We start from the raw sequence: 24,023 nt of genomic DNA, 5'->3' as shown, positions 1-24,023 counted from the left end.
GACTAGAGGAGGACTGTGCAGGACGTTACGGAGGTGCTTTCGAGTGGGACCGCACCGATGAGGGAACCGGATGCGCATACGGGCCCACTGGTGACGGCTCACCCGAGGCGGCGGCAGCTGATCACGACTGTGATTTCGCCGGCAGCTGATGAGGCGTCCCACGCAGTCACGGTGGGATTGGGCACTCACGCTGAGGTACTCATACATGGTCATGCCTGACTGGGGAGCCATACCGCCGGAGGTGCATTCGGCGTCGTTACTAGGTCCCGGGCCCGGCCCGTTGCTGTCGTCGGCGGCAGCGTGGACGTCGCTGAGCGATGAATATGCTTGCGCGGCAGGAGAGCTCACCGCGTTGTTGGCTGCGGTGCAAGTCGGCGCGTGGCAGGGTCCAAGCGCGGAAAGCTATGTGGCGGCGCACATGTCGTATGCGGGGTGGTTGACTCAGGCGAGCGCAGACTGCGCCGCGGTGGCTGCTCAGCATGAGGCCGCGGCCGCGGGGTACAGCGCCGCGTTGGCGGGGATGCCGACATTGGAAGAATTGGCTGCCAACCATGTCATTCATGGGGTGTTGGTAGCGACGAATTTCTTTGGGATCAACACGATCCCGATCGCGCTCAACGAGGCCGACTATGTGCGGATGTGGATCCAGGCCGCTGCCGTGATGGGCGCTTACGAGGCGGCCTCGGGTGCCGCGTTGGCGGTGTTGCCACATACTCCGCCGGCACCGGTGCTGGTCAAACCCGGCGTCGGTCACCTCGCCGACAGTGCTCCGCTCCTGACACTCCCCCACCCCCCTTGGTGGGACGTGATCTGGCAGCTGATCGAAACTCTCGCCCAAGTGGTGAGCCAGGCGGTGGCCGCTCTGGCTAGCGAGGTATTCGCCTTCGGCGTGGAACTGATCTTCTACCTGGGCCAATGGCTGGTGGCGTACGTGGTCCTGATAGCGGGCTATCTGCTTCAGCTGCTGCACATGCTGAACGTACTCATGACCGACCTGCTCGCATTGTTCTTGTTGGACGTCCAACTGGTAATACTCTTTCTCTACATCACAGTGCGCGCGATGGACGCAGTCGTGGCATTGGTGGCTGAGTTCCTGGGCAAGGTGTTGGGAACGCTGTCCTGGGCGCTCGACCAGGCAGCCGCGGCAGTGGCGCAGGCGATACGTGAGCTCCTCGGAGGTATGGCTATTGCGGCGCAATCGGTGGGATTTTCATCCGCTTTGCCTCAAGCCGGTGTTGGCTCTTTACCTACCACCGGGATCGCCGCGGGAGCGGTCGCGCCGCCGGCGAGCATCACCTCGACCGCCAGCTCCGCGGCGGATGCGGTCATTGCAGTGAACACCGTCCAGCCGCCGCCCGGTGTTTCGGCTGTGTCCCCGGACGCGAGATTGGTTTCGACGGTAGGGAACTCTTCGGGTGAGTCGGGGGTAGTGGCCTCCGAGCGGGGTGCCAGAATGTCAGGGTTTGTCGGGACTACGCACGACGGTGCGCCCCGACAGCCTGTTGGGTTGTCGACGTTGGGCAATGGCGAATTTGGGGGCGGCCTGCGGGTGCCGATGTTGCCTAGCACGTGGGATTCAAGTCCAGGTCTTGGCACGGTGGATCAAGCTCCGCTGGATTCGCAGGACATGCGTTCCCACCCGAACTTCACACCAGAGTGTGTCTGACAAAGTTCCAGGTGTTGCGCCTGAGAGCTGTGGTTGCTGTCGACCACCCACACCGACGAGGCTACGGAGGGGAAATCCCCGCGCTCAGCACCCGGATCGCGCTGACCAACCCGTCGACCAGGTGGCCCTGCTCGAACGCTGACGACGCGGCGGCAACTCCAAGCGGAGCCGCCGACTCCGCGCCGCGACCCCGGACCGCGGAGCCGTAGACCACCTCGATGGCGCACTGGTCGGGCGAGACGGCAAGCAGCACCGCGTTATCCGGCGTCGGCACCTTGGCCAACAGTTCGCGGGCTCGCGCGGCGGTATCACTGCCCAGGTCACCGAGGTAGATGGCGAACCGCGCCTTCGACGCCCGCGAGCCGTATTTCAGCGCATCGTCGATGGTGACGAGGTCTTTGATCGGGAACGGGTAGTGGACCGATAGGTCCCCGGGCTCGGTACCCCCGGAGACCCGTCCGCTGGTCGTGAGCACCCAGCCTTTGGGCAGCTCGCCGGGCTCGATCGTCGCAACTTCACCACGTGCCACTTGCGCCACCTCCCACTGTGAACTCTGATCCGCCGTGTCCGCCGTGCCCGCCGTGGGAGTTACCGACATCCTCGTCGGTTGCGGCCCACAGGATCGGCGGATGCGTCCACGGCTCCGACAGTTCGTAGGTTGCCGGGTGAGGTCCCTTGCGGGACCAGATCAGCCCCGCCAGCACTACCACCAGCAACAACGGAATTCCGACGAAGAAGAGGTGGATCTCCATAGCGCTCACGACCCAAACCGTATCCCACCGGAGGCGCTATCGGCGCACCCAGGACACAATCCGAGGAGAGCCGGGCAGTCAGACCCTTTAAGCCGCGCCTTCACCCAGGTATCGCGCCCACGACGGGTCCAGTTCTTTGACCGTCGACAGCAGCCGCCAGTGCTGTCCCGTCGGCGGCAGCGGCGCACGGCGCAACGCCCAGCCGAGTTCGGTGAGCAGCCTGTCACCTTTGCGGTGGTTGCAGGTCGAACAGCAGGCGACGCAGTTCTCCCACGAGTGGTCACCACCGCGGCTGCGTGGCACCACGTGGTCGACCGTGTCGGCCTTAGCGCCACAGTAGGCACAGCAGAAACGATCGCGATGCATCAGCGCGGCGCGGGTCATGGGAACCCGGGCCCGAAAGGGAACCCGGACGTAGGACCGCAGCTGGATCACTGAGGGCACCACGATTGACCTGGTCGCCGAGTGGATAACGGGTCCGGCTGGATCGTCGTGCACCACGTCGGCCTTGCCGCAGATCACCATGACGATCGCGCGCCGCATCGGTAACGCGGTAAGGGGCTCGTAGGTCGAATTCAGAAGCAGCACCCGGCGGCGATTCCAAATTGATGAGCTCTCGTGGCGGTTAGGCGGATGGGTTTCGACGCTGTGCAGGCATGATGCGGGCCCGGTTACGCCTGCCGCGGCACCGGAACTGCGGTGGCTGCGGCGCTTCTTCGCATGCGCCATGGATCCTCCGCGGAACAGTCCACCATGATTTGCTGCCGACTGCACGCCAAATGCCGAAGCCACGCCGTGTCGATCCGGTGAACAGCGGGGGCTGACCGTCGGCCGCAACAAATGGCCCACAATGGAGGGGATGGATCAGAAGACAGAGTCTTTTTATGACGCTATCGGCGGCGCCGAGACCTTCCACGCAATCGTTTCGCGCTTTTATGAGCAGGTCGCCGAGGACGAGATACTGCGCCAGCTCTATCCCGAAGAGGATCTGTCGGGCGCCGAGGAACGCTTGCGGATGTTCCTCGAGCAGTACTGGGGTGGCCCACGAACCTACTCCGATCGGCGTGGCCATCCACGCCTGCGGATGCGGCACGCGCCATTTCGGATCACACCCATCGAGCGCGACGCCTGGTTACGGTGCATGCAGACCGCTGTCGCCTCGATCGACTCGGCAACCCTCGACGACGAGCACCGCCGCGAGTTGCTCACCTACCTCGAAATGGCCGCCCATTCTCTCGTCAACGCCGCGTTTTGATGGCAGGTCAAGAAACAGGCCCAAGCGATGGCCCATGGTGGCAGTCCGCGGTGTTCTACCAGGTGTATCCCCGGTCGTTCGCCGATAGCGACGGCGACGGCGTCGGCGACCTGGACGGGCTTGCCGGCCGGCTGGAGCACCTGGAACGCCTCGGCGTCGATGCGCTCTGGATCAACCCGGTCACCGTCTCACCCATGGCCGACCACGGCTACGACGTCGCCGATCCCCGCGACATCGACCCGCTGTTCGGCGGGATGGCCGCGTTCGAGCGGCTGATCGCCGCAGCACACCAGCGCGGCATCAAGATCACGATGGACGTGGTGCCCAATCACACCAGTTCGGCGCATCCCTGGTTCCAGGCGGCACTGGCCGCCCGCCCGGGTAGCGCGGCGCGCGATCGCTACTTCTTTCGCGACGGCCGCGGGCCCGACGGGATGCTGCCGCCGAACAACTGGGAATCGGTGTTCGGCGGGCCGGCCTGGACGCGGGTGGTTGAAGCAGACGGCAAAACGGGCCAGTGGTATCTGCACCTCTTCGATACCGAGCAGCCGGACTTGAACTGGGATAACCCGGAGATATTCGACGACTTCGAGAAGACGTTGCGCTTTTGGCTGGAACGCGGCGTGGACGGCTTCCGCATAGACGTGGCGCACGGGATGGCCAAGCCGCCAGGCCTGCCGGACACCCAGGACGCCACCGTGGTGTTGCGCCACACCGACGACGACCCACGTTTCAACCGACCGAATGTGCACGCGATCCACCGCGATATCCGCGCGGTCATCGACGACTACCCGGGCGCGGTAACCGTCGGCGAGGTATGGGTCACCGACAACGCGCAATGGGCCGAATACGTGCGACCCGACGAACTGCACCTCGGCTTCAATTTCCGGCTCACGCGAACCGGATTTGATGCCGCCGAGATTCACGCGGCAGTGCAGAATTCGTTAGAGGCCGCGGCGCTGGAAAACGCCATCCCAACCTGGACCCTGGCCAACCACGACGTGGGCAGGGAAGTCACCCGGTACGGGGGCGGCGGGATCGGGCTGCGCCGGGCGCGGGCGATGGCGATGCTGATGCTCGCCCTGCCCGGGGCGGTCTTCATCTACAACGGGCAAGAGTTGGGCTTGCCCGACGTGGACCTGCCTGATGAAGTTCTGCAGGACCCGACCTGGAAACGCTCGGGGCACACCGAACGCGGCCGCGATCGCTGCCGGGTGCCGATTCCGTGGTCCGGCGACGCTCCCCCGTTCGGGTTCTCCACGTCTGCCGACACGTGGTTGCCGATGCCGGCAGAATGGGCGGACCTGACCGTCGAAAGGCAGCAAAAGGATGCCGACTCGATGTTGTCGTTCTTCCAACATGCATTGGAATTACGCAGGGGGCGTGGCGAATTCGACGGCGGCCTGATCGATTGGCTGGCTGCGGGCAAGGATGCGCTGATATTCCGGCGGCGCGGCGGTGGGTTGGTCTGTGCGCTCAATGCGGGTGAGCGTCCGATTGCGCTGCCGGCGGGAGAACTTCTTCTAACCAGCGCACCGCTGGCCGACGGCAAGCTGCCTCCGGACAGCGCGGCCTGGCTGGTTTGACGAGTCGTGTCGCGTTACGGCGCTGGCTCGTCTATAGGTGATCCATGACGCCCTACGCGTGGACAGTGATCGGAGCCGGACCCGCTGGAATCACCGCAGTGGGAAGGCTGCTCGATCACGGGGTCCCGCCGGAAAAGATCGCCTGGATAGATCCCGCCTTTGCCGGAGGAGATCTCGGCCAGAAGTGGCGGTCGGTGTCAAGCAATACCCACGTTGCGCTCTTTCTGAATTACTTGAATGGCTCCCCGGCGTTTCGCTTCGCGGAGGCGCCGCCGATGCCCCTGCAGGAAATCGACCCGCAAGAGACGGTGTCACTCGCCTTGATCGCCGATCCCTTGGTTTGGATCACTCGGCATCTGCGTGCGCGGGTCAACATCTTTCAAACAACGGCGACCGCACTGTTTTTGACGAGAAGACAATGGAAAATTGAAACGGAACAACAGGAATTCACGTCGGAAAATGTGATTCTTGCCGTCGGGGCGGTTCCCAAGAGGCTGGCCTATCCCGGCCTGGACGAGATACCACTCGAAGTGGCCCTCGATCCGGAAAAGCTCGCAGCACAGCCGCTAGAAGGTGCGACGATTGCCGTGTTCGGTTCCTCGCATTCGACGATGATCACCTTGCCGCATCTGCTGCGGCAACCGGTCGCGAGGGTGATCAATTTCTACCGTAGTCCGCTCAAATATGCCGTATATCTGGATGATTGGATCTTGGTTGACGACGTCGGCCTCAAGGGCCGAGCCGCCGAGTGGGCTCGACAAAACATCGACGGGGTGTACCCAGACCGGCTGGAAAGGTGCTGGGTGTCCAGTCCTGAATTCAAAGGAAAACTTGCAGAATGCGACCAGGTAATCTATACCGTCGGCTTTGAGCCCAGAACCCTTCCGGAAACGAAACAATGGGGTCGGTTGCAATACAATCCGACGAACGGAATCCTTGCTCCTGGCCTTTTCGGGCTAGGCATTGCTTTTCCCGAGTACGCGCCAGACCCTTACGGCTTCGGGCAATATCGAGTGGGGCTCAAGAAGTTCATGGATTATCTGGACACTGTGCTGCCCTTGTGGTTGCGTTACGGTCCCTAGCGCAGATGGTGGCGACCCGCTGCGCCCGGCTGGTCCCGATGGTGGCGACCCGCTGCGCCCGGCTACACCGCGCTTGCGATCGTCCCTAGCGCAGCACCAGGGCCGGATGACCGCGGCGCCGATACACCGAGCCGTACCGAGCGTCTACCCGCAACCACGCCGGCAGAACCCGGACCCGGATCATCTCGTCGGGGTCGATCGCGGCAGGCGACTGGGGCAGGAAACCCATTGCGGTCAAAGCGAACACGCAGCGCATCGGTAGCCCAACAACGACGTCGTCGGAGCTGACCTGAATGACCTCTTGGTCGAGCAGCGACACCGGCGGACCATGGGAACTGCTGTGCTCCTTGGCAAGTTGCGCGCCACGCTGCGCCAGGTCCAGCATTACCCGGGCCGGCACGTCATCGACGTGGACGAACCCGGATTCCGGGGGCAAGGCACCCCGCCACGCCGAGTCCATAGCGAAGCCAGGGTCCACATAACCCGAGCTGTCCATCGCAGCCAGTCCGCGTGCCAATGCGTCCGCGCCGACCGACATATCGTCGGGCCGCACCTTGCCGGCCACCACCCGGCTGGCCAGCACGTCGAAACCCGTTGCCACCCAAGCCGTCAATAATCCAGCCGACCGCGCGCGGATTCGGATGATTGCCGCATCGTCGAGCCGCATCGCATGCTCCACGAACGTGGCCAGATCAGTGCGGTGGGCCGCCCTGGACTCTGGACCCAGCCACAAACCGCGCTCCGCTACCCCCCTTATGTCCGCAGCCACCGTTGCAAGTACTCCCTATGGTGTGGCGTCAATCGCACCAGCCGCTGTTCCTCGATGTGGACCGCGGCCAACTGCGACTCCGCGATGACGGCGGGTTTGGATTCCGGATCGGCGTTAACCGACCGCACTTCGTAGCCCAGGGTGAAGTCCACTGCTCTTAGCCGCTTGGTCCAGATGGTCACCTGCAGAGGCGAATCGACCAGTCGCAGCTGATCCCTGTAGGTCACCCGGACATCGGCGATCAGCAGGCCGATTGTCGTGATGTCAGTGGCGAAAGCGTCTTTGAGAAACGGAACACGTGCCTCTTCGAGGATCGTGACCATGGTGGCGTGGTTGATGTGCTGGTACATGTCGATGTCGGACCAGCGCACCGGCACCGGTGCGACGAATCCGATGCTCACCCTGAAGATCCTCGTCCGCTGGTGCGTGTCATTCGACGGATCTGGCGTGCCGCGACTGACAGCGTCGCGAGATCCTTTGCGCCGCTTTCACGGATCTCGTCGAGCGTTCGGCGTGCCCGCTCCACCCTCGACGCGCTGATGTGTTCCCACTCGGCGATCTTTTGTTCGCCACTTTCATCGGGCTCCCCTACAGCTAGCACGTCGAAACATAGAGACCGCAACGACGCGTAGATATCGTCGCGAATCGCCAAACGCGCCAACGAATGCCAGCGGTCGTTCCGCGGTAGCTCGGACACCGCGGTGAGCAGCGCGTCGGTTCCCAGGCGGTCCATCAGGGCGAAATAGGTATCGGCGACTTCGGCGGTATCGATCTCAGTGATATCGCCGATGTCGATGACGTCGAGCAGGCTATAGCGGTATAGACCGGTCGCGACCCGGTATGCCAAGTCGTGGGGCGCACCCATTGCTGCAAATTCCGCAGCTTCCTTTTCAACGATCGCCTTGTCGTCTCCGCGCAACCACTCCGACATCCGTGGCGTCAGCGCCTTGACCTTCGCGGCGAATCGGTTGATTTCGGCGCCGACTGCCAGTGGCTGCGGACGATAATTGAGCAGCCAGCGTCCGGCACGGTCGATCAGGCGACGGGTATCCAGGGTCATCCGGTCCGACAGCGCGACGGGCAAGTTGGCCGCGCGGATTCGCCGCCAGATGTGGCCCACCCCAAAGATCGCATCGGTGGCGGCGTAGGTGCGCACCGCGTCGATCGGCGCGACGCCGACATCTTCGGTGATCCGAAACGCGTAGCTGATGCCGGCGGTGTCCACCAGATCGTTGATCAGCAGGGTGGTCACGATCTCGCGGCGCAGCTGGTGCGCCCGGATATCCGGCGTGAACCGATCGCGCAGCGGCTTCGGGAAGTATCGGGGCAGTCGGGAAGCGAAGACATCCTGATCCGGTATCTCGGTGTTGAGTACTTCCTCCTTGAGCCCCAGCTTGACGTGCGCCATCAGCGTCGCGAGCTCGGGCGAAGTGAGCCCCAACCCGGCTTCGGTTCGCCGGGCAATCTCTTTCTCCGACGGCAGGGCCTCCAATTCACGGTTGAGGCCGCGCTCCACCAGGTACCGGATCTGATCGGCGTGTACCGGCAGCAAGCTGGCCGCGTTGGCGCGACTGGTACCCATCAGGTCGTTCTGGTCCTCGTTGTCGGTGAGCACCAATTGCGCGACCTCGTCGGTCATCGACTCCAGCAGTTGACTACGTTCGTCGGCCATCACCTTGCCAGCGGTGACCAGCGAGTCGATCAGGATCTTGATGTTGACCTCGTGGTCCGAGCAGTCCACACCGGCCGAGTTGTCCATCGCGTCGGTATTGATGTGGCCGCCGGACAGGTCGAATTCGACGCGCCCCCGAGCCGTCACCCCGAGGTTGCCACCTTCGCCAATAACCTTGGCGCGCACCTGGTTTGCGTTGACCCGCACCGGGTCATTGGCGCGGTCGCCGACGTCGGCATCGGATTCTGACTCGGCCTTGATATAAGTGCCGATGCCACCGTTGAAGAGCAGATCCACCGGTGCCTGCAGAATCGCCCGAATCAGATTGGGCGGGGCCATCTCTGCGACCTCACCATCGATACCGAGGGCGGCCCGGACCTGGGCGCTGACCGGGATCGTCTTCTGCTCGCGGCTGTACACCCCGCCGCCCTCGCTGATCAGCGACTTGTTGTAGTCGTCCCAGCTCGACCGGGGTAGGTCGAACATCCGCCGGCGTTCCGCCCACGACACCGCGGCGTCGGGGTTCGGATCGAGGAAGATGTGTCGGTGATCGAAGGCTGCGAGCAGTCTGATGTGTTTGCTCAGCAGCATGCCGTTGCCGAACACGTCGCCGCTCATGTCGCCGACGCCGACGACGGCGAAATCCTCCGTCTGGGTGTCCAGTCCGATCTCCCGGAAGTGTCGCTTGACCGCTTCCCAGGCACCTTTGGCGGTGATGCCCATGGCCTTGTGGTCGTAGCCCACGGACCCCCCGGAAGCGAATGCGTCACCCAACCAAAAGCCATAGGACTTGGCAACATCGTTGGCGATGTCGGAGAACGTGGCGGTGCCTTTGTCCGCGGCCACGACCAGGTAGGCATCGTCACCGTCGCGCCGCACCACCTCGGGTGGCGGGTTGACCGCTTTGGTCGCGTGGTCGACGTTGTCGGTGACGTCGAGCAATCCGGAGATGAACAGCTGATAGCACGCGACGCCTTCGGCCCGGATGGCATCGCGGTCGGACGCGGCGTCGCCGGTGGGCAACGGCGCCCGCTTGACGACGAACCCGCCCTTGGCCCCGACCGGCACGATGACCGCGTTCTTGACCGCTTGCGCCTTGACCAGACCGAGGATTTCGGTGCGGAAGTCGTCGCGCCGGTCCGACCAGCGCAGGCCGCCGCGCGCCACCGGGCCGAACCTCAGATGCACGCCTTCGACGCGGGGCGAATACACGAAGATTTCGAACTTGGGGCGCGGTAGCGGAAGCTCGTCAATCAGCGGTGCATTGAGCTTGACGGCCAAAACATTGCGACTGCGGGCCGAACCCTCGTGTGTGACAAAGTAATTAGTCCGCAGCGTCGCCTGAACCAGCGACGCGAACGCACGTAGGATGCGGTCGGTGTCCAGGCTGACCAACGCGTCGATATCGGCTGCGACAGCGGCGGCCGCCGCTTGCGCATCGCGGCTCACCGGTGAACCCGATGGCCTGGGATCGAAAAGCGCTTCGAACAATGCGACCAGTGATCGCGCGGTGGAGGGATGCTCGTTGAGCACGGATTCGATATAGGACTGGCTGTAGGGGAAGCCCGCCTGCCGTAGGTATTTGGCATAGGCGCGCAGGAGCACGACCTGCTGCCAGGTCAGCCCCGCGCGCATCACCAGCTCGTTGAACCGGTCGATCTCGACGCGGCCATGCCAGATCGCAGTGACCGCGTCGGCGAATCGCTGTGCGGCAGCGTCCCGCTCGGCTGCGGTCGCGGCCATCGGAATCGTGGGATGCGGGGAGATCCGGAACTGATAGATCCACACCGGCAGCCCGTCGGGCCGGGTGACGGTAAACGGTCGCTCCTCGAGCACCACAACACCCATGCTTTGCAGCATCGGCAGCAGCTGACTTAACGAGGCGGTTCGTCCGCCCAAAAACCAAGTCAGCTGGGCGACTCCGTGCTCGTCGCGCTCGGAGAACACCAGCTTGACCGAATCATCGGTGAGTTCGTTGATGATGGCGATGTCGCCGATCGCATCGGCCGGGGTGACGGCCTGCTTATAGGCCTCGGAGAAGGCGCTCGCGTAATGCTCGGCGTCAGCGTAGGAGACCGCGCCGCTGGCCGCGGCGCCGATCAGCCGGTCGGACCAGGTTCGCGCGGCTTCGCTGAGCAACGCCTGGATCCGGATACGGTTGGCTTCGGAGACGTCGACCGGCGCCGAAGATTGACCATTCTCGGGTAGTCGCACCATGAAATGCATGAGCGCCCAAGGTGATTCGCTGACTCGCGCGGTGAATTCCAATCGGGTGCCGCCGAACTCGCGGACCAGGATGTCCTCGATCTGCAACCGAACGGCCGTGGTGTAGCGGTCACGGGGCACATAGACGAGGCACGAAACGAAGAACTGGAGCCGGTCGGCGCGCAGAAACAACAATGCACGTCGCTGCGATCCCAGATCCACGACGGCCTTGGCCATCGCCAACAGCCGTTCGGCGCTCAGCGTGAAGAGCTCCGGGCGCGGGACGGTCTGGATGACGTCGAGCAGCAGCTGGCCCGGGTGGCTGGGGTCGCTGCCGGCCAATGCGAGCGCCTCGCGAACCCGGCGCGAGATCGCCGGGATTTCCAGGACGTCGGCGTTCATGGCGGCGACGGTGAAGAGCCCGACGAAGCGGTGTTCATATACGCTGCCGTCGCCATCGTTCTCACGGACGGCGATGGCATACGGGTATGCGCCGTAACGCAGATAACTGCCGACGGCAGCTTGGGCCAAGACCAGCAATTTGGTGTCGTCGGTCAGGCGGGGCCGGGTGCCTGAGCGGGCCCGCAGCACGCCCAAGCCAGTCGATGCGTCGCCGGAGACCAAACCGTCCTCAACCCGAGTCCGCTGGTAGCCCAGGAGCAGAAAGTTCCCGTTCCCCAACCAGCGCAGTAGCGCAGCGACCTCCTGGCGGTCAGGCGCCGAGTAACGGCCTTCGGTGTCGCTGTCGACATCTGCGGCCAGTTCGCCCAGGGTGGCGATCATCGCCGACGCATCGGTGGCGACCCGCTGGACGTCGGCGAGGACCTTGGGCAGCAGCCGCTCGACCTCGGCGAGGGCCTTGCGATCGACGGACGGCGAAAGCTGGACGTGTATCCAGGCCTCGCCGACGTAGGGCGACGCGCCGTCCGCCCGTGGTTCCACCCGCTGCAGTTCCCCGGTCGAACTGCGGCGCACCTCGAACACCGGTGTCATGATCGCCGTATAGCCGACCCCTAGCCGGTGCAGCAGCACCGTGACGGAGTCCATCAGCATGCTGCCGTGATCGGTGACCACCTGCAGCGCGGGCCCGAAGCCTGCGGGGTGATCCGCCGGGTAGACGGCGACACCGCTTTCGCCGCGGAGACGATGCTGGCCCAGCCGATAGTGCGCGTCCAGGACCGCCGGTGTGACCAATGAGGCGGGGGCCCCCGCGGCGGATTGTGACCCGACTTCGTCCGGCCCCCGATAGCTGTCGATGTAGGCCTTGGTGATCCAGTCAGGGACGTTGCGGCTCTGGTTAAACGTGGTCCACGGCTCGACATCTTGTGTAGCTCGGGGATCGATCGTCATGCCGACTGCTCCCAACTCACGACGGATACCAGCGCGGTGCTCAAATCGCCCCCCTCCTCAGCGGCCGTGCCGGCCGCATCGTCGCGGGGCGGTGCTCAATCGCCCCCCTCCTCAGCGGCCGTGCCGGCCGCATCGTCGCGGGGCGGTGGCAGAGCTGACACTAGCCCCTTGTCAGCTTGCGGTGGGTCACTCGGGGCGGTCGGGCCGCATCGACACCGAGCCGTTCCACTTTGTTCTCCTCGTAGGCGCCGAAGTTCCCCTCAAACCAGAACCACTTGGCCTCGTTGTCGTCGTCGCCCTCCCACGCCAGGATGTGCGTGCACGTCCGGTCGAGGAACCAGCGGTCGTGCGAAATCACCACCGCACAGCCGGGGAAATTCACCAGGGCGTTCTCCAGCGAGCTCAGGGTCTCGACGTCCAGGTCGTTGGTCGGCTCGTCCAGCAGGATCAGGTTGCCGCCCTGCTTGAGCGTCAATGCGAGGTTCAGCCGGTTGCGTTCGCCGCCGGATAGTACGCCGGCCGGCTTCTGCTGGTCGGGCCCCTTGAATCCGAACGCCGACACATAGGCCCGCGACGGCACCTCGGTTTGACCGACCTCGATGTAGTCCAGACCGTCCGAAACGACTTCCCACACCGTCTTCTTCGGATCGATCCCCGCGCGGGCCTGGTCGACGTAGCTCAGTTTGACGGTCTCGCCCACCTTGACGGTGCCGCTGTCCGGCTGCTCGAGCCCGACGATGGTCTTGAACAGTGTGGTCTTGCCGACCCCGTTGGGTCCGATTACGCCGACGATGCCGTTGCGGGGCAGGGTGAAGGACAGGTCCTTGATCAGGGCGCGTCCGTCGTAACCCTTGTCGAGGTGATCGACTTCAACCACCACGGAGCCGAGGCGGGGCCCGACGGGGATCTGAATCTCCTCGAAGTCGAGCTTGCGGGTTTTCTCGGCCTCGGCGGCCATCTCCTCGTACCGCTGCAGCCGCGCCTTGCTTTTTGCCTGGCGTGCTTTGGCGCCGGATCGCACCCACGCCAGCTCCTCTTGTAGCCGCTTTTGCAGCTTGGCGTCCTTGCGGCCCTGCACCGCGATCCGCTCCGCCTTTTTCTCGAGATACGTCGAGTAGTTGCCCTCGTAAGGGTATGCGCGGCCGCGATCGAGCTCCAGAATCCATTCGGCGACATTGTCCAGGAAGTAGCGGTCGTGGGTTACCGCCAATATCGCTCCGGCATAGCTCGCAAGATGTTGTTCGAGCCACTGCACGCTCTCTGCGTCCAAGTGGTTGGTCGGCTCGTCGAGCAGCAGCAGGTCTGGTTTCGACAACAGCAGTTTGCATAGCGCAACGCGGCGACGTTCACCACCGGACAGGTTGGTCACCGGCTCGTCGGGCGGCGGGCAACGCAGCGCGTCCATGGCCTGTTCCAGCTGAGAGTCCAGGTCCCACGCGTCGGCGTGGTCCAGTTCCTCCTGCAGCCGGCCCATCTCCTCCATCAACTCGTCGGAGTAATCGGTGGCCATCAACTCGGCGACCTCGTTGAAGCGGTCGAGCTTGAGCTTGATGTCGCCCATGCCCTCTTCCACGTTGCCCCGAACCGTCTTCTCCTCGTTCAGCGGGGGCTCCTGTTGCAGGATGCCCACGCTGGCGCCGGCCGCCAAGAAAGCGTCACCGTTATTCGCCTTGTCCAAACCGGCCATGATCCGCAAGACGCTCGACTTACCGGCCCCATTCGGGCCGACGACACCGATCTTGGCGCCGGGGAAGAAGCTCAACGTGACGTCGTCGAGGATCACCTTGTCGCCGTGCGCCTTGCGGACCTTCTTCATCGTGTAGATGAACTCAGCCATGCCGCGGTATTGCCTTTCTGGTCTATCGGAAATATCCCGCCGACCATCCTAGGCACCAGCCAGCAATGCTAGGCCGACAGTGGCAGCGCAGCCGAGTCGTCGGACTCGGCGCTGTCATGGGCATCGCCGTGCTGGTCGACGGTGTCGGCCGTAGCTACCGTGGCATCCGCGGTAGTCGGACCGGTGTAGCCCGGCTTCTCGATGCGCACGATCGCGCGCGACAGGTCTGGTCCCACCGACAGCGCGCGCATCTCCAGCGATGAGCGGCGATTGCCATCGCGGTCCTCGTACTCGCTGGTGTACACGTGGCCTACCACGACCACCGGTGCACCCTTGGCCAATGCGGCGCCCACGCCGGTGACTAGCCTGCCCCAGCAATTGACGTTGATGAACAGCGAGTTTCCGGGCTCCCACCCCCCATCAGCGGTTCGCCGGCGGGAATTGCTGGCCACCCGGAACTTGATGACCTCCTGACTGCCGACCTGTCGACGCTCGAGGTTGTTGACGATGTGGCCGACGACGGTAAGCGGCGTTTCAAACATTGACTCAATTCCTTTCATTCTCAGGTAACGCTCGTGTCTGGTGCTCATTCAGCGCCAGGTCACCGACAAGGCGAACCGAACATGGTCGTAAGGATCGAAGGCTGTGGAAGAAGCCGCGACTGTGGATAGGCGCCAGGGCCCGCGAGCGTAACGGCGCTGCGAAAATTCCAGCAGGAAATGGCGGTGGCGTTACGCTCGCGGATTTCCACGTCCGCCGGGCATGTCCCGACGCGCCAGTTCGGCCAGCATCGCGTTGTAAGCGACCAGTTCGGCGTCATCGTCGCGCTCGGCCGCGCGGTCCAACCGCCGGGCAGTCCGCTCGTCACTGCGCGCCCACTGCACCAGCAGTGCGAGCATCACGATGACTAGCGGCACTTCGCCTGCTGCCCAAGCGATCCCACCGCCCAATCGCTGATCATTGAGCAGATCGCTGTGCCAGCTCAAGGCCAGCGACTGGTAGTAGTCGGCACCGAGGATGGTCCGGGTGCCCATAAGCACCACCCCGAAGAATGCGTGCAGGGGTAACGACAAGAACACGACGGCGACTTTGGCGAGCGGCGGGATCGGGCGCGGCATGGGGTCCACGCCGATGACGACCCAATAGAACAGGTAGCCGCTCAGCAGAAAGTGCGCGTTCATCGCCATATGCCCGGCGTGACTGCCCGCTGCGGCGTCGAAAATGCCACCGAAATACAGCCCGTAGAACCCGGCGACGAACAGCACCGTGGCCACCAGCGGGTTGGTCAGAACGCGCGACAACCGGCTGTGCAGAGCCGCCAACAACCATTCGCGGTTGCCCGGCGGATCAGCGCGCGCGGCGGGCAGCGCTCGCAACGCCAGCGTGACCGGCGCGCCCAGCACCAGCAGGATCGGAACCAGCATCGACAGCCCCATGTGGGCGGCCATGTGCACGCTGAACATCGCCGGCATGTATCGACCCACACCCGAGGACGTCACGAACAGCAGGCACGCGCAGCCGAGCAGCCAAGCCAGCGTCCGGCCGTGCGGCCACACGTCGCCGCGGCGCCGCAATCGGGCCACCCCCGTCACATACAGCGCAGCCAAAACGATTGCCGCCGTGCCGAAGATCAGATCGAAGCGCCAATCGAACAGCAAGCGCGTCACGGTGGGCGGCCCGGCGAAGTCGTAACCGATCTCGGCTTCGGGAATCGACGGTACTGCGAGCGGGGGCGGCGGCGGCGGTGTGCGGCCCAGTCCCACGGCGATACCGAACGTGAGGCCGAACACCGCAGCCTCGATAAGCGCCAACCGGACTAAGACATGCCACGCCCTCGGATCTGCTTGCAGCGCAACCACTCCGCTGCGCCGCTGGCGCCAGCCCAGAAAACCCAGCACGCACAGCGCGACGAACTTGGCGATCACCAGTCGCCCGTAGCCACTGGTCAGTAGATCCGGAGGCCGAACCCGCACCAAAGCGTTGACGGCACCGCTGAGCGCCATTGCCACCCAACACCACAACGCGATCGCGGAAAAGCGCTGTGCCGCAAGCCCTGTATGACTTCCGTCTCGCAATGTGTGCGCCACCACGGCCAGCAGGCCACCGGCCCACACGCTGGCTGCCACGAGGTGAATCATCAGGCTGTTGGTGCCCAGGTCATGTGCGCCACCGGCCGACGAGTGACCGGTGAGCCCGAGCGGGACGAGGGTAGCCAACGACCCGGCGAGGAGCAGCGGCGTCCACGACCAGCGCAGCACAGCCAAACTTGCCAGCGTCACGCTCGCTGCCAGCACGGCTGTCCATCTCCATGCGTCTGCGGTGATGACCACGCCAGCCAATGACCACAACCTCACCGGGTTGAGATGATCGGCCAGTGGTCGGCCAGACACGTCGGAAATGGTCAGCGGGACCAGCAGTGCGGCACACACGGCCCAAGTCCCAGATGCCATGGCGCCCAATCGAAGCGCGCGGTAGCCGCCGACGTCGAGCACCCCGCTGCGCTGGGGCGGCACCAGAAACGCCGCGAGGAGAAAAGATCCGACGGCCAGCACCGCGGCGATCTCCCCTACCGCGCGAACGAGCGGGATTCCCAACGTGGTTGCTGGGCCCGGATCGGGTAATCCGCTGGCGATCAGTCCATTTGCCACCGACAGCGCGCCGATTCCAGCCGCCGTACCGCCCGCCAGCATCGCCACGCCGATGAGGAGACCAGGCAACTGAGCAGCTCGGCGGCCGACCACGCTACTGGGCTTGGTTGGCTCGCCGCCCATGACGCGCTTTGAATTCGCGGGCGATGAACTGATTACGCGCCACCTGCCCGACATAGTCGAAATCTCGCAGAATGTCCCGCAATTCCCGGCGGAAAGCGGTCCGACGCTCGGCGAGGTCAGCTGCCGGCTCGATCAGATCGTGATCGACAGCGACCTGACGCGCCGTGGCGAAAAGCAGTGTCGACACCGACTCGCTACTACGGACCCGGCCCTGCGCCACATATTGTCGGCCCACACCGAGCGCCAAATCCGTCAGTTCCTTCTGACCGATGTCCGCCGGAGCATCCCGCAACACGTCGGCAACAATCTCATAAGCCTCGAAGAACACCCGCAGCATTGCCTCGGACATCAACGGCCGCTTGGCATGCAGCATCGCGTCGATCTGTTCGCCGCCGGCGGCAAGTTGGACCTCCCAATCCTTGTGCCACGCCATCTCTTCGGCGATGTTGGCCCGAAACGCCGCCGAATCGGCAAAATAGAAATCGAATTTCAGCAGATCGCGCAACCGCATCGCCTGATCCCAGAAAGCGGTGATGCGATCGCCGTCGGTATGCCGGGCATGCGCCAGCGCGAGTTCGACGATCGAGGTCTCCAGAAAAGCGTGAATCACCGAGTTCCGATAGAACGCCGCGGCATGCTCATCGGCGGGAGCGATGTACCACACGGGCTCACGCCCGCTGTCCACGCGAGTGACCGGGTGCCTATTGGACAGTGCGTCGACCGCCGCGCGTACACCCTCGCGCGATCGCAGCCGCAACGCACTGGTGGACACCGGTGTCTGCTTGCGATCGAGGTAGTCGAGAGAGTCCTGCAAGGTGTGGTGCAGCTGATCGAGTGTCAGCGCCACTCCGCGGGTGGTAAGCAGCAGCGCAGACACCAAACCCGTGGCCGTCACGGGTGTGGCCTGCAGAATCCGCCACGCAACTTCGAACGACATCTTTTGCAATGCAAGGCGTTTGGCGTCGAGATCCTGAGCTAACGGACCGTGCGGCGCGCCAAGATACTCTCGCATCGACACCGCTTCAGGGAATCGGACATAGATCTTGCCGTAGTTGCGCTCACCCTGCGCCTTGATGAAGCTGTACAGCCAACTGAAACCCTCGGGCTTCTTCTCGGCACCTTGCGCGTAGGCCGCGTATTCGGCGATCTCGTGCAGCTGGTCGAAGCAGATCGAAACCCCTTGCAGCAGGATGTCGTCGCTGCGACCGTCCAAATAGGCGTCTGCGACGTAGCTCATCAGTCCGAGCTTGGGCGGCAACATCTTTCCGGTGCGCGACCGAGTGCCCTCGATGGACCAACTCAGGTTGAACCGCTTCTCGGCGACGTAGCCGACGTACTCCTTGAGCACGTATTTGTATAGCGGGTCGTCGCCGATGTTTCGCCGGATAAAGATCATGCCCGACCGCCGCATCAGCGGACCCATGACTCCGAATGACAGGTTGATGCCGCCGAACATGTGCACCGGTGGCAGTCGGTTCTCCTGCATCGCCACCGGTACTACCGCGCCGTCGATGTAGGACCGGTGCGAAAACAGCAACACCGCCGGGTGTGCTTCCAGCGCAGTGCGCATGGCCGCGACCTGATACTCGTCGTAGTCGATTTCCGGATCGAATCCGCGGCTCAGCATCCTGCCCAGGACGGAAATCATGTCGACGGAAACCTGGCTCCATCCGGTCGCCAGTTCGTCGAGTATCTTCCCCGCCTGCTCCACAGTGGCGTTTGGGATCCGTTCCAGGCCGGCACGAAAACGCGCTGACGCCAAGATCTCCGGTTTCACGAGCCTCGGAGACTTGTATTGCGGTCCAAGGATTCGGTATTCGGCGCGTGCCAACGCTAGCAGCGCTCGACGGGTGACGAACTGGGCGAAATCGTGGGTGCTTTCGGCGACGGTGGTGTCGCGCCACTGTTGGCGAAGTTCGGACACTTTGGCCGACTCGCCCGCCACCACCCGCGCGCGCCGTGGGTCGGTGCGCAGGATGCGGCGCTGCTGACGTGCGTTGGGGTGGTAGGGATCTCGCCCCGGAAGCAGCGCCGCCACCTTGTCCGCCCTGCTGCGGTCCGCGGGCGGCAACCAGAACACCCGCACCGGCACGATGGAGCGATCTTCTCCGCCCTCGAGCTGTTCGACGAGCGCTGTCAGCGCCGCCAGCGGCGCACTACGTGGGGGCAGCTTCAACACATCGAACTTTGCCTCCGGATTGCGGGCACGCTGCTGGCCCACCCACTCCATGACCAACCCCATTTCCACGGGAGTTTCCATGGCGGCGAGCACCAGCGTGTCTTCCGCGGTGAGGACCGCGCTGGTGTCGGTGGCCGGTTTGGTCACGGCTGTCCTCTGGGCCTAGACGATTCGGTTGCGCCGGTTTCGTTAGTGGGGGGTTGTTGCGCCTCACCGGCTTTGACGGCCGTTGCGGCGACGTTGGGCGGCGTCTTGCGTGCGGGTGTTTTGGTGGCCTTCTTCGCGGGCTTGGGCGCGGCCTTCTTCGTGGTACCTTTCGACGCAGCCTTTGGTTGTGCCTTTTTCGCGGCTGCCTTGTTAACCTGAGCCGTCGCCTTTTTCGCCGCCTTTTTCTCGGCGTACAGATCGACCTTGGGCAGCTGATCGACCGGCCAGTCGCGCAGCGTGTCCAAATACAGTTGCCGCACTTCGGCGATGCGATCCGCTAGGTTGTCAAGGGTCCAGCCGTCGACAGGGATCGGCGGGAACACCGCGACATCGACCGTACCCGGATTGATTGTGGTGGAGTTTCGCGACGCGACGACCTCCGCGTTGCGGATCACGATGGGAACGATGGGGATTCCCACCGCCATCGCGATGCGAAACGGCCCCTTCTTGAATGGCCCGACTTCGGTGGTGTCCAACCGGGTGCCTTCGGGGGCGATCACGATCGACAGCCCGTTCTTGGCACGGTCCTCGACGGTATGCATCGTCTCCACCGCTGCGACCGGGTCGTCACGGTCGATGAACACACCGTCCAATAGCTTGCCCATCGTCCCCATGATCGGGTCGTTCTGCAGTTCCTTCTTGCCCACGCCAACCCAGTTGTCGCGCACCAGCGCTCCGGCAATGACCGGATCAACCTGGTTGCGGTGGTTGAAGAGAAACACAGCCGGACGCTGTGCGGTGAGGTTCTCTTTCCCAATGACGTTCAGATGTACACCGCTGGTCGCCAGTAGCAGCTGGGAAAAGTTGGAGGTAAAGAAATTCACGCCGCGCCGTCGGCTACCGGTGAGCACTCCGATCCCTACCGCGCCGGCCGCAACGGGAATCATGGTGGAAAAACCGGCAAGTGTTCGGAGTTGCCGACGCAGGCCCACGCCGCCGCGGCTATTGAACTTCAAGATCGGCCAGCCACGGCGTTTCGCGACAGCGGCCATTTTGCCTTCAGGGTTAGTCGGCCGTGGATTGCCGACGAGGTACATCAGCGCGACGTCCTCGTCACCGTCGGCGTAGAAGTAGCTGTCTTTGAGGTCGATATCGTGCTCGGCCGCAAATCGTTGTACCGCAGCGGCTTTGCCCGGACCCCACAAGATCGGCTTGACCACACCACCGGTGAGCATTCCGTCCTCGTTGGTCTCGAACTTGTTGGTGAGCATGTTGGTAATGCCCAGAAAACGTGCGACCGGCTCAACTTGAATCGTCAGGGCCGACGAGCTAAGCACCACGGTGTGCCCGCGAGCGACGTGAGCCCGCACCAGTTCTCGCATTTCCGGGTAGATCCGGGACTCGATCCGCTGGGCGAACAGCCGCTCGCCGATCTCCTCCAAGTCGGTCAACAGCCGTCCGCGCAACGCCGAGGAGGCCTTACCGATGAGGTCTTCGAACTCGATGCGCCCGAGCGTATGGTTCAGACCGGCCTGAACCATGCTGAGCAGCTCCCCCACCCCCATGTCGCGGCGCCGGAGCCGCTCCTGGGTGAGGATAACGGCCGTAAAGCCGGCAACCAACGTCCCATCCAGGTCGAAAAACGCGCCGATCGTTGGTCCCGGTGGACTGGCCATGATTTCAGCCACTGAGCCGGGCAGCCGCAGGTCTTGGACCGGCTTATTCGTCCCGCGCTCTTCGCCTTCGGAGACGCTCACCAGCCCCACCCCGATCGAGATGCCGAACCCGCCTGTGCCGCAAACGAAGCCGGCACCGCGCGCGGTGCCGGATCACCGGCCAGGGCGAGGATTTCGTCAAATCCCTCCAACAGACACTGAGCGAACAACTCATCGTTTCGTACCGCAGCCCGGTCGTAGCGCACGGTGATGGTGCACCAGCCTCCCCGCGATATCAGCACCACCATCATCGCAACCCCCGGCAGCGGTCCAATACCGTACTGCCGCAATATTTTTGCTCCCACGATGAAGGTATCGCCGGGATAGACCGGGACATTGCTGGCCTGCACGTCCGACCCGATTACCGAACCGCTGATCCCCTCCAACACCGCGGTGGGCAAAACACTCAACACCGGCGCCATGGCACCGATGACGTTCATCGCGGGTTCGTCGCGACGCTGGGTCATCTGTGCCCGGATCTTTTTCATCCGGGCCACCGGATCGGCAGTGCCCAGTGGAGCCGCGAGATTGACGCCGGTGAACCGGTTGCCGCCGGCCGCGTCGGCGTCGGCCCGCAGGTTCACTGGTACCGCCATCGGCAGGGTGCTGATCGGGACACCAAGCGCCTCGTGATAGCGCCGCAGCGCGCCAGACAAGCCCGCGAGGTAGGCGTCGTTGATCGACCCGCCACCGGCCTTTGCGGCCTTGTGTAGGTCGGCGAGCCGGATGTCGATCGCCTCGGTGCGGGTGGTCAGGCTGCGCCGGCGCAGCAGCGGCGACGGCTCGGCGGCCCGATTCATGACGCGCATGCTCGAGAGCGCGTAGCCGACAATTCCCGACACCGTAGACGCAGGATCCAAAACCGCGCGCCCGGCCACGGAAACCGCCCCGGAGAGCGCGCCCAGAACCCCGCCGACGATGGCGATGGGCAAGTGGTTGATGCCTTGGCGCATTAAGTCGTTGGGCGAAAGATCCTCCGGAATGGGCTGTGGAGGCGTCGCCCTGGGCGGCGGATCGCGCTCCAGGTCGTAGATTTCGGCGAACATCTCAACACCGCCGACACCGTCGGTGACCGCGTGACTCACGTGCAGCAGGGTCGCGGCTTTGCCGTCGGGCAAACCTTCGACCAGGGTGGCCGTCCATAGCGGTCGCGAGATGTCCAGCGGTGATTGCAGGATCACCTCGGCCAGGTCGAATACTTCGCGCAGCGTGCCGGGTTCGGACACGCGGACTCGGCGAACGTGAAAGTCGAGGTTGAAGTCGGGATCCACCACCCAGCGCGGCGCCGCGGTGGGCAGCGTCGGCACGACGACCTTCTGCCGCAGCCGCAACACCCGCCGGGATGCATTTTCGAACCGGGTCCGGAAGCGCTCCCAGTCCGGCGTGGTGTCGAGGATTTCGACCGCCATGATCCCGGAACGGGTCCGCGGATTTGCCTCGCCCCGATGCATCAAATAGTCGACAGGTCCGAGTTCGTCGGACAATCCAACTGCCTCGACAGGCTCAGCCACGCCGATCAAGCCTCCTGATTTAGCACCCACAACACAATCGACAACACAACGCTAGTCCGGTTAACGCGGTGGTGAAAGCCGAGTGTGGGTGAGGATCGGCTCAGTGCGGCGGCACGTGAGGGCTTAGTTACGAAACCTCGTGTTGGGCACCTGAGTTGGGAGCTTGGCGACCCGTGCTCTGCCCGGTTCAGCTGGCCGGCGTTGCTGATAGCGCCAACGAGCCCACCAGCGCCCGCCGCCCGTAGACGACTCCAAGGAAGTCCGCGACGGCGTTGGCAGCCAGCCGCGATCGGACCGTGGGGGTGATGTCAAAAGCGTGGTACGCGTTGGCGAGCTCGGCATAGGCCACCGTGACAGCTCCGGCCCCCCGTAACGCCGCACAGAACGCCCGCGACTGGCCGCTAGGCGCCATTTGGTCCTTTTCGCCGTGCAACACGAAGAAAGGCGGCGCTTCGCGGTGCACGTACGAAATGGGTGAAGCCGCCGTGAACCGTTCGGGATCGTCTACGTAGCGGGTCTTCATTACGAAGCGCTCGAGGAACGGCAGCATCATCTCGTGCATGTTGTCGAAGTCGGTGAAGTCGTAGACGCCGTAGTACGGTGCGACCGCTTGCACGGTGGTGTCGGATTCTTCGAATCCGGGCTGGAATTGTGGATCGTTTGGGGTCAGCGCGGCCAGGGAAGCCAGATGCGCGCCCGCCGATCCGCCGGTGATCGCGATGAAGTCGGGGTCGCCACCGTAGTCGGTGATGTTCTCGCGGACCCACGCGATCGCCCTTTTCACGTCGATAATGTGCGCGGGAAATGCGCAGCGCGGGCTCTTGCTGTAGTTGATCGAGACACAAATCCAGCCGAGTTCGACCATCCGACTCATCAGCGTGTACGCCTGAGGACGTTTGCCGTTGACGGACCACGCCCCGCCGGGTACTTGGATCAGAACCGGAGCCCGGCAGCCGGGCGCCAGGTCGGGCCGGCGCCAGATGTCGAGCAGATTGTCACGACCGCCCGGACCGTAGGAGATGTCGGACGTATGCGCCGCGTATCGGCGGCGCGGTCCGGACGGCAACAGCCCGCCCCGGCGCGTGCACACAGACGGATCGCTGGTCGGGTGACATACCTGGTCGCGGAAATCCGGACCGAATGACTCCTCGAGTGCAGCGGTAAGGGAGTGGTCGGCGCGCTGCGCGGCCCAGGTGGTTGCGACCCGGTTGATCGACGGCGGCGCCACCCGGGACAACGCGTGCCCGGTCACGACGTGCGGAGGAAATTCCGTAGCGAGCCAGCTGGCGACCCAGCCAAGGGCGAACGGCGAACCACGCAACAGTAGGGCGCCGGCCCGGTAGGTGTCGCGGGCGTCGGCCGCCAGCTGCGCCCCTTGACGCAGCGCCTGGGCACCTGCCCGCGAGCACCGCGAAGTCACACTGGCCATGCACATAACAAAGCCCACCCAACCCCTCGACGTCAGGCACACGCGTCGTTGCGGTTAACGGCCGATTACCGGCCGGTGTTGTACGTGTGTCGAGGCT

General features: G+C 64.2%; 17 protein-coding genes. 4 read left to right on the top strand and 13 right to left on the bottom strand.

Annotated elements, in window-relative coordinates; translation table 11 throughout:
* The first annotated feature begins 205 nt into the window (after positions 1-205).
* Complete coding sequence (locus tag MSIMFI_RS15145) at positions 206-1,666, top strand: PPE family protein (RefSeq protein ID WP_191497816.1); 1,461 nt, start codon at positions 206-208, stop codon at positions 1,664-1,666.
* 61 nt (positions 1,667-1,727) lie between these two features.
* Here MSIMFI_RS15145 and MSIMFI_RS15140 read toward each other — a convergent pair whose 3' ends face one another.
* From MSIMFI_RS15140 to MSIMFI_RS15130, 3 genes are all read right to left on the bottom strand, one after another.
* Positions 1,728-2,195 carry a DUF5130 domain-containing protein gene (locus tag MSIMFI_RS15140; RefSeq protein WP_191497815.1) on the bottom strand — a complete coding sequence of 156 codons (468 nt, stop codon included), beginning with the start codon at positions 2,193-2,195 and terminating at the stop codon, positions 1,728-1,730.
* The gene (ctaJ, locus tag MSIMFI_RS15135; RefSeq protein WP_186245886.1) at positions 2,182-2,418 is read right to left on the bottom strand and encodes an aa3-type cytochrome oxidase subunit CtaJ; all 237 of its coding nucleotides are present in this window, start codon (positions 2,416-2,418) and stop codon (positions 2,182-2,184) included. Before ctaJ ends, MSIMFI_RS15140 begins: the two co-directional genes overlap by 14 nt.
* A gap of 87 nt (positions 2,419-2,505) precedes the next feature.
* Positions 2,506-3,147 carry an HNH endonuclease gene (locus MSIMFI_RS15130; protein ID WP_186243925.1) on the bottom strand — a complete coding sequence of 214 codons (642 nt, stop codon included), beginning with the start codon at positions 3,145-3,147 and terminating at the stop codon, positions 2,506-2,508.
* 130 nt (positions 3,148-3,277) lie between these two features.
* Between MSIMFI_RS15130 and MSIMFI_RS15125 the strand changes: the two genes are divergently transcribed.
* Genes MSIMFI_RS15125 through MSIMFI_RS15115 form a run of 3 tightly spaced genes read left to right on the top strand, consistent with a single transcriptional unit; the run spans position 3,278 to position 6,341 of the window.
* Entirely contained in the window at positions 3,278-3,673 is a 396-nt protein-coding gene (locus tag MSIMFI_RS15125) for a globin (protein ID WP_186243926.1), read from the top strand.
* A complete protein-coding gene (locus MSIMFI_RS15120; RefSeq protein WP_191497814.1) occupies positions 3,673-5,259 on the top strand; it encodes a glycoside hydrolase family 13 protein in 1,587 nt (528 codons plus the stop codon). The genes MSIMFI_RS15125 and MSIMFI_RS15120 overlap by 1 nt, the downstream gene beginning before the upstream one ends.
* 44 nt (positions 5,260-5,303) lie before the next feature.
* On the top strand, positions 5,304-6,341 hold the full coding sequence (locus MSIMFI_RS15115; RefSeq protein ID WP_191497813.1) for an FAD-dependent oxidoreductase: 1,038 nt from the start codon (positions 5,304-5,306) through the stop codon (positions 6,339-6,341).
* A gap of 85 nt (positions 6,342-6,426) precedes the next feature.
* Here MSIMFI_RS15115 and MSIMFI_RS15110 read toward each other — a convergent pair whose 3' ends face one another.
* The 10 genes from MSIMFI_RS15110 to lipQ all read right to left on the bottom strand — a co-directional run bounded on the left by MSIMFI_RS15110 (position 6,427) and on the right by lipQ (position 23,932).
* Positions 6,427-7,098: a hypothetical protein gene (locus tag MSIMFI_RS15110; RefSeq protein ID WP_191498204.1), complete on the bottom strand. Its 672-nt coding sequence runs from the start codon at positions 7,096-7,098 to the stop codon at positions 6,427-6,429.
* Positions 7,095-7,511: an acyl-CoA thioesterase gene (locus MSIMFI_RS15105; protein WP_191497812.1), complete on the bottom strand. Its 417-nt coding sequence runs from the start codon at positions 7,509-7,511 to the stop codon at positions 7,095-7,097. The genes MSIMFI_RS15110 and MSIMFI_RS15105 overlap by 4 nt, the downstream gene beginning before the upstream one ends.
* Positions 7,508-12,337, bottom strand: coding sequence for an NAD-glutamate dehydrogenase (locus MSIMFI_RS15100; protein ID WP_191497811.1), 4,830 nt, complete (start codon positions 12,335-12,337; stop codon positions 7,508-7,510). The genes MSIMFI_RS15105 and MSIMFI_RS15100 overlap by 4 nt, the downstream gene beginning before the upstream one ends.
* 160 nt (positions 12,338-12,497) lie before the next feature.
* The gene (ettA, locus tag MSIMFI_RS15095) at positions 12,498-14,174 is read right to left on the bottom strand and encodes an energy-dependent translational throttle protein EttA (RefSeq protein ID WP_191497810.1); all 1,677 of its coding nucleotides are present in this window, start codon (positions 14,172-14,174) and stop codon (positions 12,498-12,500) included.
* A 68-nt stretch (positions 14,175-14,242) separates the two neighbouring features.
* On the bottom strand, positions 14,243-14,716 hold the full coding sequence (locus MSIMFI_RS15090; protein ID WP_191497809.1) for a single-stranded DNA-binding protein: 474 nt from the start codon (positions 14,714-14,716) through the stop codon (positions 14,243-14,245).
* Between the two features lie 189 nt (positions 14,717-14,905).
* Positions 14,906-16,945: a cytochrome c oxidase assembly protein gene (locus MSIMFI_RS15085; protein ID WP_191497808.1), complete on the bottom strand. Its 2,040-nt coding sequence runs from the start codon at positions 16,943-16,945 to the stop codon at positions 14,906-14,908.
* Positions 16,917-19,271: a glycerol-3-phosphate 1-O-acyltransferase gene (locus MSIMFI_RS15080; RefSeq protein WP_191497807.1), complete on the bottom strand. Its 2,355-nt coding sequence runs from the start codon at positions 19,269-19,271 to the stop codon at positions 16,917-16,919. The genes MSIMFI_RS15085 and MSIMFI_RS15080 overlap by 29 nt, the downstream gene beginning before the upstream one ends.
* Positions 19,268-20,947 (bottom strand): HAD-IB family hydrolase, encoded by a 1,680-nt coding sequence (locus MSIMFI_RS15075; RefSeq protein ID WP_396820229.1) that lies wholly within the window; start codon positions 20,945-20,947, stop codon positions 19,268-19,270. Before MSIMFI_RS15075 ends, MSIMFI_RS15080 begins: the two co-directional genes overlap by 4 nt.
* 77 nt (positions 20,948-21,024) lie before the next feature.
* On the bottom strand, positions 21,025-22,497 hold the full coding sequence (locus MSIMFI_RS15070) for a WS/DGAT/MGAT family O-acyltransferase (RefSeq protein ID WP_191497805.1): 1,473 nt from the start codon (positions 22,495-22,497) through the stop codon (positions 21,025-21,027).
* A 187-nt stretch (positions 22,498-22,684) separates the two neighbouring features.
* Positions 22,685-23,932, bottom strand: a complete 1,248-nt coding sequence (lipQ, locus tag MSIMFI_RS15065; RefSeq protein WP_191498203.1) for an esterase LipQ — start codon at positions 23,930-23,932, stop codon at positions 22,685-22,687.
* Between the last annotated feature and the right edge of the window lie 91 nt (positions 23,933-24,023).

The sequence above is a fragment of the Mycobacterium simulans genome (genome assembly GCF_900232995.1).
GTDB classification, from domain to species: domain Bacteria; phylum Actinomycetota; class Actinomycetes; order Mycobacteriales; family Mycobacteriaceae; genus Mycobacterium; species Mycobacterium simulans.
Note: the sequence above shows the minus strand (reverse complement) of the source record. Positions and strands in the feature narration are given on the sequence as shown.